Annotated in this window: 8 protein-coding genes; 4 read left to right on the forward strand and 4 right to left on the reverse strand. The window is 57.9% G+C overall.

What is annotated here, in order from left to right; all coding sequences use genetic code 11:
* Window positions 1-207 precede the first annotated feature (207 nt).
* Window positions 208-1,077, reverse strand: coding sequence for a DMT family transporter (locus tag NWQ23_RS16305; protein ID WP_306167451.1), 870 nt, complete (start codon window positions 1,075-1,077; stop codon window positions 208-210).
* Window positions 1,078-1,171: 94 nt separating this feature from the next.
* On the opposite strand from NWQ23_RS16305, the gene NWQ23_RS16310 reads away from it, so the two are divergent.
* Window positions 1,172-1,768, forward strand: coding sequence for a hypothetical protein (locus tag NWQ23_RS16310; protein WP_306167452.1), 597 nt, complete (start codon window positions 1,172-1,174; stop codon window positions 1,766-1,768).
* A gap of 41 nt (window positions 1,769-1,809) precedes the next feature.
* Here NWQ23_RS16310 and NWQ23_RS16315 read toward each other — a convergent pair whose 3' ends face one another.
* Window positions 1,810-2,454, reverse strand: coding sequence for a hypothetical protein (locus NWQ23_RS16315; RefSeq protein WP_306167453.1), 645 nt, complete (start codon window positions 2,452-2,454; stop codon window positions 1,810-1,812).
* A 466-nt stretch (window positions 2,455-2,920) separates the two neighbouring features.
* Window positions 2,921-4,480: a glutamine-hydrolyzing GMP synthase gene (gene guaA / locus NWQ23_RS16320; RefSeq protein ID WP_306167454.1), complete on the reverse strand. Its 1,560-nt coding sequence runs from the start codon at window positions 4,478-4,480 to the stop codon at window positions 2,921-2,923.
* A 168-nt stretch (window positions 4,481-4,648) separates the two neighbouring features.
* Here guaA and NWQ23_RS16325 point away from each other — a divergent pair, with 168 nt between their 5' ends.
* Entirely contained in the window at window positions 4,649-6,199 is a 1,551-nt protein-coding gene (locus NWQ23_RS16325; RefSeq protein WP_306167455.1) for a trimethylamine methyltransferase family protein, read from the forward strand.
* On the opposite strand, the gene NWQ23_RS16330 is transcribed toward NWQ23_RS16325, so the two are convergent.
* The gene (locus NWQ23_RS16330) at window positions 6,192-6,506 is read right to left on the reverse strand and encodes a DUF6477 family protein (RefSeq protein ID WP_306167456.1); all 315 of its coding nucleotides are present in this window, start codon (window positions 6,504-6,506) and stop codon (window positions 6,192-6,194) included. The two genes, NWQ23_RS16325 and NWQ23_RS16330, sit on opposite strands and share 8 nt — an antisense overlap.
* Window positions 6,507-6,753: 247 nt before the next feature.
* On the opposite strand from NWQ23_RS16330, the gene NWQ23_RS16335 reads away from it, so the two are divergent.
* On the forward strand, window positions 6,754-7,875 hold the full coding sequence (locus tag NWQ23_RS16335; RefSeq protein ID WP_306167457.1) for a DUF6456 domain-containing protein: 1,122 nt from the start codon (window positions 6,754-6,756) through the stop codon (window positions 7,873-7,875).
* A gap of 105 nt (window positions 7,876-7,980) precedes the next feature.
* Window positions 7,981-8,624, forward strand: a 644-nt coding sequence (locus tag NWQ23_RS16340; protein ID WP_306167458.1) for a lipoyl synthase, incomplete at its 3' end; no start/stop codon positions are given.

An 8,624-nucleotide genomic window follows, 5' to 3' on the forward strand; every position in this document is an offset into this window, starting at 1 on the left:
ACCATGCTGGTTGTCATGAGCAAGGCTGCGCCTGCTGTCGTTATTTTTTTCATGTCCTCATCCCTGTCATGAATAAATTATGTGCAAGTCACCCTAGGGAGCGCCCAAGCTTTACGTCAATTAATTACGCAGCGTCACATAATCGGTCGCGCCGTGGCGTCACAAAACTGCCATAGGGCGTCAACAAAGCTTCATCTCAGAGGAAGTTTACGGATGAGCGGTACGCCGCACCGCAGCACTGATATTGATATAGTTGGCGGCAAAGATCAGGGCAGCGCCCACAAATACCAGAATCTCAAGTGGTTCATCGTAAAGCAGCATGCCCACGACCGCGATTGTTGGCAGGCGCACAAAATCAATCGGCATCACAATGGTGGCCGGCGCGATGCTAAGCGCCTTGGTCAGGCAGAAATGCGCAAGCAAACCCGCGCAGCCGATCAGCACCACCCAAGGCAACGACTGACCCGAAGGCAACGCGATATCGCCATCATACCCCGCACAAATCAGACCAAAGACCGCCTGCATGATGGTCAGATAAAAGAGAATCGTGGTGATGGTTTCGGTGCGCGTCAGCTTGCGCGTAAAGATCGCGGTAAGCGCAAAGAACACCGCGCAAGTGGCCGCAGCAACGAGGCCGGGGCTCAGGTTTGCAGGGTCGGGTCGCGCGACGATCAAGACCCCGACAAAGCCTATTGCCGCACTGAGCAAGCCAATCGCGGTGAGCCGCTCCTTGAGCAGCAGTGGAGAGAGCAGGATCACCCAGATGGGGGTGGTGAACTCCAAGGCGAAGACCTGCGCCAGCGGGATGACGGTAATCGCATAGAACCACAGATTCTGTCCGGCAAAATGGCATAGGTTGCGCGCCGCGTGCAGGCCAAGATGGTTGCGCTGCACCTGCCGCAATCTGCCTGTGCTCCACGCCACCCCGACGACAATAATGATCCCGGTCAGGCTGCGGTACAGCATGATCTCGAAGGTATCGAGTTCAAAGCTGACAGTGCGACCGGCGATGGCCATCAGCGTGAAAGAGGTGATTGCGCCGATCATCCAGAGAGCGGCTTGAAATGTTGTGTTCATGGATGCAGTTGCTATTCAGATGAGACGTTTTGCAACCCCTGCCGCGCCTTGCCGCATCGGTTTTGCAAATAGGAGGATCGGAATGCGGTGGATCATGGCGATACTGTTGTGGACAGGCAGCTTGCAGGCGGATCCCGTCGCGGAAGTGATGACCGCTGCACAGGCTGCGTTTGCACGGATGCCATCGGTCGTATCCGTCGCGCGGATCGAGGGGCACTGCGGGGCTGACGCGACAGTGAACAGCCAAGTAGTCTATTGCACGACCAGCAACGAGATCCTGATCGCAGGTGCCGCCTATGACCTGCCGCAAGCGCCTTATCTGGTGGCACATGCCTATGGTCATGCGGTGCAGGTCCAGCATGGCGTCGCTGATTTTGCCTTGCGCGAAATCCGCAACCGCCGCTCTGAAGAGATCATGTTGCGCGGTCTGGTCGAACGGCAAGTGGATTGCATCGCGGGGTTCTTGATGGCGCGCGCGGGATTGCCCGAGGCGGCGCTGACAGATTGGTTTGATGTTGATCCTTTTGCGGGGGCGCATTGGGGGCGCAATCCCCTGCATGCAGGACCGCAGGTCGGCATCGGGCTTGACGCGCGGGCAGAATGGGTCGCGCGCGGCCAAACGGGTGATTTATCGGCCTGCGCACCGGGTGAGTTTACAGCCGGATTGCTGTTGGAGGCGGTCCGTCCTTGATAGGTGCCGCGCGGCAATTTCGCGGCAATTGTAAAATAATATCAATCCATTACGTGCCTGAACGCACCAATGTCTTTCTCGAGCTCATCAAAATCAATATCATCTTTTGATGGCACGATGAACAAACACTGCCGGCCGCATTCCCGGATGCGAGAACAATATTTTTCAACAAAGTGATAGTGCGGACGATTGGTATAATCATCAAAGAGTATCTGCGTCCCTTCATCAGCGAATTTCAAACTCGTCAGGAAACAACACACGCGAAACCGGCCATCAACCAGCACCACGTTTGGCTTGTCTGTCTGTCTCCAGAGATAATCGGTGTAATCCGAAAAAGACTCGCGCATGCTATAGTCGATCGGGCGTCCCCATCCACCAAGTCGACCCAAGTTGACGAAATTGATATTCAGCCTTCCGTTATTTGCGATATTGTCCTGTTTGACTTCTTCAATCCACTGCTCGGACGTATCAACGGCAATGACTTTGGCAGACGTATTATTCAGCATCCATTTTGTGGATTTGCCACACCCATACTCGCCGTATACGTCGACACCACTCACCACTTCCTTGTAAAGGCTATCATCGCCATCAAAGAGGGAATTGGGATTGTCTGCTTTCTTCCGAAACCTGTCGTAGACGGTGAAGACAACTGGAGGAACGAACGATCTAAGAGTTTTGTTTTGCATTGGTAGAGCCTTCTAGGAACACTGAAGGAAAGGCCGATGATTTTCCAACGTTCCCTCGAAGCCGTTACAAATAAGGCAAAAAACACAACACAAAAGTCACGAAGTCGTGCGACGATGACTTGCTTTGTCACATTTTATTGCGCCGCATCATTTCGGCACAGGACTCATAACCAGAAAATAACGGCTGAGACCAGAGAAAATGCAAGATCAAAACCCTTTGGGCTTTGGGCGCGCTGTGCAACGCGCGCGCAGCGGCGTTTTCGCGGGCTGGTTCCGCAATTTTGAACAGACAGATCAGGGGTGCGCGGGACTGCGTCTGTTCTGGTGCCGGACGCCGTTAAACCTGTCCCTCATCATCCTGCGTCGCCAAATCACAAGGCGCCGCAAGTGATCGCAACCATCTGACCAACAGACATCCAACGTATTCGGATGACGGGAATGAACATAAAATCACGAATTTATGTTTCTATTCCCATTCGATCGTCCCCGGAGGTTTGCTGGTAATGTCATAGGTCACGCGGTTGATCCCTTGGACTTCGTTGATGATCCGCGTGGCGGTTTCGCCCAAGAATTCATGGCTGAAGGGGTAGTAATCTGCCGTCATCCCATCGACCGAGGTCACCGCCCGCAGCGCGCAGGCGAAGTCATAGGTGCGTCCGTCGCCCATGACGCCAACTGTGCGCACAGGCAGAATGGCCACGAAAGCCTGCCAGATTTCATCATAAAGCCCGTGCTTGCGGATCTGGTCGATATAGACCGCGTCCGCCTTGCGCAGGATTTCCAGCTTTTCGCGCGTAATCTCGCCGGGGCAGCGGATGGCAAGGCCGGGGCCAGGGAAAGGGTGACGCCCGATAAAGGATTTGGGCAGGCCCAGTTCGACCCCCAAGGCGCGCACTTCGTCCTTGAAAAGCTCGCGCAGCGGTTCCACCAGTTTCAGGCCCATCTTTTCAGGCAGGCCGCCAACATTGTGGTGGCTTTTGATGGTAACAGACGGGCCGCCGGAAAAGCTGACCGATTCAATCACATCAGGGTAGAGCGTGCCTTGGGCCAGAAAGGCTGCACCTTCGATCCCGTTGGCGTATTTCTGAAACACGTCGATGAACAACCGCCCGATGATCTTGCGCTTGGTTTCGGGATCGCTGACACCGTCGAGTTCGCCCAGAAACAGTTCGGATTCGTCGGCGTGGATCACCTTGAGGTTCATGTGATCGCGGAACATGCCAACGACCTCTTCGGCCTCGTTCAGGCGCAGTAACCCGTGATCGACGAAAACGCAGGTCAGTTGGTCGCCAATGGCCTCGTGCAGCAGGGCCGCGGCGACGGACGAATCCACGCCGCCGGACAGCGCGCAAATGACATGCGCGTCGCCGACCTGTGCCTTGATCGCCTCGATCGCCTGTTCACGGTAGGCGCGCATGGTCCAGTCGCCAGTGAAACCGGCAAGCCGCACGAAGTTTTCATAAAGCTTGGCCCCGTTTGGCGTGTGATGCACTTCGGGGTGGAATTGCACGGCGTAGAAGTTGCGGGCAACGTCTGCGGTGATCGCAAAAGGCGCATTGGGCGAGGTGCCGTAAACCGCAAAACCCGGTGCGATTTCAGAGACATGGTCGCCATGGCTCATCCAGACCTGTTCTTTGTCAGTGGCAAACCAGCCATCCAGCAAGGACAGTTTGCCCTGGGGTGTCACATAGGCACGGCCGAACTCGGCTGTGCCATGGCCGCTGATCACTTTGCCGCCCAGTTGGGTCATCATCGTCTGCTGGCCATAACAGATGCCAAGAACGGGGATTTGCATGTCGAACAAGGAAGCAGGCGCACGCGGCGACCCTTCGCGGGTCACACTGTCTGGACCACCGGACAAGATCACCGCTTTTGGTGCGAAATCGGCAAGGAATGTGTCAGTCACATTCTGGTAGGGGTGAATCTCGCAGTAGACATTCAATTCGCGCAGGCGGCGGGCGATGAGTTGGGTCACCTGGCTGCCAAAATCAATGATCAGAAGACGTTCATGCGTGCTGTTTTCCATGCCGCTTCGGTAAAGCCAGAGCCGGTCCAGCGCAAGAGGGCGGCATCCAGTTTTCGGGTGTTCTGAACGCGCATGTCGTTTTCGCGTCTAAGGTGGCGTAAAAACGGCAAGGTGGTCGTCCTTCGCGCTGTATCTAACACCTCAAACAGCTTTTTAGGGGAAACACTCATGTCGGATGCACAGGTCAGAGAAGGTCGTCGTGCCCGTGGTGGTGGCGGGGCGGCGCGCCGCGCAGAGCGGACCGCCGTCAGCATCGAGACTGCCAAGTATATCGAGCGCAATATCCCCAATTATGAAGTGCTGTCCGAAGAGGCACTGCAACTGATCGAAAAGAACGCCGAAACGGTTCTGGCCGAGATCGGCGTGAATTTCGTCGATAACCCCGACGCACTTGTGCGCTGGAAAGAAGCCGGTGCCGAGGTCGAAGGCGAACGCGTGCGCATTCCGCGCGGTCTGGCCCGCAAGCTGTGTGCCACGGCACCGTCCGTATACACCCAACACGCCCGCAACCCTGATCGCAATGTGGTCGTGGGCGGCAAGACCCTTGTGCTGGCTCCGGTCTATGGCCCGCCCTTTGTCCGCGACGCCGCAGGGGGCCGTCGCTATGCGACGATGGCGGATTTCGAGAAATTCGTGAAACTGGGCTATATGTCCAAGTGGCTGCACCACTCTGGCGGCACGGTTTGCGAACCCACCGATGTTCCGGTGAACAAGCGCCACCTCGATATGCTGCTGGCCCATATGGTCTATAGCGACAAACCGTTCATGGGGTCGGTCACCGAACCCAGCCGTGCGCAGGACAGCATCGAGATGTGCGAGATTCTGTTCGGCAAGGATTTCGTGCGCGACAACACGGTCATGACCTCGCTGATCAACATCAACTCGCCGCTGACCTTTGACAGCACGATGATGGGCGCGCTGGAGATTTTTGCAGCCCATAACCAGGCCTCGATCATCAGCCCGTTTATCGTGGGTGGTGCGATGGCGCCGGTTTCGGTGGCGGGTACGCTCACACAGGTCTTGGCCGAGGTGCTGGCAGGTGTGGCATACAGCCAGATCATCCGCCCCGGATCGCCCGCGATTTTCGGCACTTTCGTGACATCCATCGACATGAACTCGGGCGCGCCGACCTTTGGTACGCCAGAGGCGGCACATATCACTTACGGGGCAGGGCAGTTGGCCCGCCGTTTGAACCTGCCATACCGGTCTGCGGGGTCGTTCTGCGGATCAAAGCTGCCCGACGCGCAGGCCGCCTATGAGACTTCCAACAGCCTGCAAATGGGCCTGTTGTCGGGCGTGAATTTCATGCTGCACAGCTGCGGCTGGCTGGAAGGCGGGCTTGTGGCCTCTTTCGAGAAATTCGTGATGGATGCCGACCAGCTTGGCACCTTGCACCATTTTGCGCGCGGTGTTGACCTGTCCGAGAACGGGCAGGCGATGGGGGCGATTGCAGAGGTCGGGCCTGGCGGCCACTATCTTGGTTGCGAACACACGCAAGCGAATTTCAAGGCGGCGTTCTGGCGGTCTGACCTGTTCGACTACAAACCCTTCGAGACATGGGACGAAGAGGGCGCGCGCGACACCGAGACGCTGGCAACAGCGCGGGTCGCCAAGATGCTGGACACCTATCAGCAGCCGCCACTCGACCCCGAAATCGAAGCACGGCTGCGGGCCTATGTCGCCACCAAAAAGGCAAGTATGCCGGACGCCTTTACCTAGGCTGTCCTGATCCGGACGCAGGCATGGCGGTGGCACGCAAAAGCCGTGCCTCGCCCAGAATAGCGATCAATATCTCCACGTGGATTGCGGGGCTGTAGCTGCCCGAGCGGGCCAGGCGCAGCGCGTTCATTTCGGCCTCGCGGTCAAGCAGCTGCATCAGCGCAGCGCCATGTCTGGGCAAAGGGTCCGACCCCAGCAACCGCCGCAAATGGACCGTGCGCCGATAGTCATCCACGCCAAAGCGCGCGGCCCGCGCAAGCAGGTTCGGGCGTTTGAGCTGGGCAATCCGGGTGTGCAGATCCAACATGTGTCATCCTTTCGTTACTGACAGAGAGTCGTCACAAGATGACACAACCCATGCGGGTGTTGCGGAATCGCCATGAGATCAGAACGCACCGGTTAGACTTGTTTATCATTTGGAAAGAATGGTTGACGGGCAATTTGCGGGGTTAACAGATAGGTAACCATGCACGTTCAGGTCGTAGATCGTCATAAGGTGGGGCATGTGGCGATTGTCTGTTGCGTCGGTAATTTCGGCAAAAGGATGAGTGATTATGACAGCACTACATGGGCGAAAAGCTTCGCCTGATCTCCCGCGTTGGGTTCCGGATGCGGCCCGCCACTATCTTGCTCACACAGAAACAGGGTTGTCGATCCGCGCTTTGGCGCGGGCCAGCGACTGCCACCCGTCAACGGTTCTCCGGCAGGTACGCCGGTTCGAAGGGCGCCGCGATGATCCGCTGATTGATGCGGCATTGCGGGCGCTTTCTGCGCAGGTGACTGCGCAAAGTCTTACTATGAAGGAGAAATTTGAAGCAATGAATATCCAGTGTTTGAAGAGTGAAACTCACCCGTCGCAGGCGCTGACGCAGGCGCGGATTGATCAAGAAGCCAAACGTATTTTGCGCCGTTTGTGTGAACAGGGTGCTGTGCTTGCCGTCGCCCGCGAGATGGAGACCTCGGTCGTGGTCCGGGTCACACCAGAGGGCGAACAAGTGCGCACCGCTGTTGTGGAGCGCGAGATCGCGCAGGCGATGGCGCTCAAAGAGTGGATCACATGCCCCGAACCTGATGGCCGCATCGCCCGCTATTACATCAGCAATCTTGGTCGATCCGCCCTGCGACGGCTGACAGCGGCAGATGAAAACCGCGCCAGCGGGTTTGCAGAGCGCAATGCCGATCCTGACGGAGATGCAGGATGGGATATTGCGGCCATCGAAGGGGCCGCGCGCCCGCCCTACCGGACCTATGCCACCGAAAGCCCGCTGGTGGGGCTCGCACGCCGCAAGGATCGGGATGGCAAACCGTTTCTTGCGCGTGATCTGGTGGCCGTAGGGGAACGCCTGCGCGAGGACTACGAACTGGTCGTGGTCGGGATGGGCAGTATCGAGAGCTGGGAAGGATTTATGACCGGTGACGCCCCTGCGGTATCGGCGGATTGCCCCAAAGGTGCCGTGGCTGCCCATGCCCGCGTCAAGGATGCGCTGGCCGACCTTGGCCCCGGGTTGGGGGATGTGGCCTTGCGCTGTTGCTGCTTTCTCGAAGGGTTGGAGCAGACAGAAAAGACGATGGGATGGTCCGCCCGCTCTGGCAAGATCGTTTTGCGCATCGCCCTGCAGCGGCTCAAACGCCATTACGCCGAGACCCAAGGGCGGTTTGGCCCGATGATTGGCTGAACCCGCGCCATGCATGCGACGCAGTGCCGTCATGCATGGCGCCGACACTATTGGACAACAGGCCGTGGCAGGGTTAGGTATCTGACAGAATGACCGGAGCCCGCTATGCCCACACGCGACCTCAAAATTCCCGCCCAGCGCCACCCTGAAAAGCAGCGGCGCCCGGATGCAGCACAGCCGAAAAAGCCTGACTGGATCCGTGTGAAGGCCCCGACCTCGGAAGGGTACAAACAAACGCGCGATATCATGCGCGAACACAAGCTGGTCACGGTCTGCGAAGAGGCGGGCTGCCCCAATGTGGGTGAATGCTGGTCCCAGGGCCACGCCACGATGATGATCATGGGCGAGGTCTGCACCCGCGCCTGTACCTTCTGCAATATCGCCACCGGCAAACCGCCAGAGGCGCTGGATGTGTTCGAACCCGGTCGCGTGGCCGATGCGGTCAAGAAGCTGGGTCTCAAGCATGTGGTCATCACATCCGTGGACCGCGACGACGTCGAAGACGGCGGGGCAGAGCATTTTGCCCAGACGATCCGCGCCATTCGCCGCCAGTCGCCAGATACGACGATCGAGATTCTGACACCTGACTTTATCCGCTGTGATCCCAGTGTGTTAGAGGTCGTTGTTGAAGCGCGCCCCGATGTGTTCAACCACAACCTTGAAACCGTTCCCGGCCTTTACCCCGAGGTGCGGCCCGGCGCGCGCTATTTCCATTCGCTGCGCCTGTTGCAACGGGTCAAGGAACTGGA

It is taken from the genome of Yoonia sp. (genome assembly GCF_030731595.1).
In the GTDB taxonomy this organism is placed as follows: domain Bacteria; phylum Pseudomonadota; class Alphaproteobacteria; order Rhodobacterales; family Rhodobacteraceae; genus Yoonia.

Coding starts and splice junctions, on each gene's coding strand:
- NWQ23_RS16305 (WP_306167451.1), bottom strand. CDS start 1,077: ATGAACACAACATTTCAAGCCGCTCTCTGGATGATCGGCGCAATCACC.
- NWQ23_RS16310 (WP_306167452.1), top strand. CDS start 1,172: ATGGCGATACTGTTGTGGACAGGCAGCTTGCAGGCGGATCCCGTCGCG.
- NWQ23_RS16315 (WP_306167453.1), bottom strand. CDS start 2,454: ATGCAAAACAAAACTCTTAGATCGTTCGTTCCTCCAGTTGTCTTCACC.
- guaA (WP_306167454.1), bottom strand. CDS start 4,480: ATGGAAAACAGCACGCATGAACGTCTTCTGATCATTGATTTTGGCAGC.
- NWQ23_RS16325 (WP_306167455.1), top strand. CDS start 4,649: ATGTCGGATGCACAGGTCAGAGAAGGTCGTCGTGCCCGTGGTGGTGGC.
- NWQ23_RS16330 (WP_306167456.1), bottom strand. CDS start 6,506: ATGTTGGATCTGCACACCCGGATTGCCCAGCTCAAACGCCCGAACCTG.
- NWQ23_RS16335 (WP_306167457.1), top strand. CDS start 6,754: ATGACAGCACTACATGGGCGAAAAGCTTCGCCTGATCTCCCGCGTTGG.